This is a genomic window from Flavobacterium solisilvae (assembly GCF_012911605.1).
Classification (GTDB): domain Bacteria; phylum Bacteroidota; class Bacteroidia; order Flavobacteriales; family Flavobacteriaceae; genus Flavobacterium; species Flavobacterium solisilvae.
In genome coordinates this window covers 1-243 of record NZ_JAAMPT010000032.1, presented here as the reverse complement: position 1 = coordinate 243, position 243 = coordinate 1, and the positions used below count along the sequence as shown (strand labels likewise).

The following is a 243-nucleotide window of genomic DNA, read 5'->3' as shown; positions in this document are numbered from 1 at the left end:
AACGATCAACCAAGAAACCCTATACGTTCGCGTAGAAAACAACACTACAAGATGTTATGACATCGTAACGTTAGACTTAATCGTTGATCCGCTACCAAATTCCACTCAGCCAAGCTATCCATCATACAGTTTGTGTGATTTAGACCAAAGCAACATTGGCTACGAAATATTTGATTTAGCCAGCAAAGTAGAAGAAGTACTGCTAGGACAAACTGGAATGAGCGTAACGTTCTATCCAAGTTT

The 243-nt window shown here is 39.5% G+C and carries 1 protein-coding gene; it reads left to right on the top strand.

What is annotated here, in order from left to right:
• The coding region (locus G6042_RS00150) for a hypothetical protein (protein WP_169522304.1) at positions 1–243 on the top strand (243 nt) is incomplete at both ends.